The organism is Bradyrhizobium sp. NBAIM18 (assembly GCF_020193825.1).
GTDB classification, from domain to species: domain Bacteria; phylum Pseudomonadota; class Alphaproteobacteria; order Rhizobiales; family Xanthobacteraceae; genus Bradyrhizobium; species Bradyrhizobium yuanmingense.
This window is the reverse complement of the sequence record NZ_JADYVO010000088.1, coordinates 1-255: the sequence shown is the minus strand read 5'-3', so window position 1 is coordinate 255 and position 255 is coordinate 1. Positions and strand designations below refer to the sequence as shown.

Sequence of the window (255 nt, the reverse complement as noted above, 5' to 3'; positions counted from 1 at the left end):
CCAGCGCGACGGCGAACAGCAACGTCGTGTATAGCGGCGCGGCCGGCGGCACCACCGCGGCGACCGGCACCACGACGCTCGGCGCCACCATCGGCGTCTTCGCCAGCACGGGCGCAACGGCCGGCGACGGCACCACGGCGCTGACCGGCACCATGACCCTGATCGCCACCAACGGCACGACCGCGACCGGCCTCGCCGGCAACGCCCAGCCTGCCGACGGCGACACGCTGACCGTGAACGGCAAGACCATCACCT

1 pseudogene is annotated in these 255 nt (G+C 73.3%); it reads left to right on the top strand.

From position 1 onward, the window contains the following. Window positions 1-255, top strand: a pseudogene (locus I6F17_RS37530) (flagellin); the annotation flags it as partial.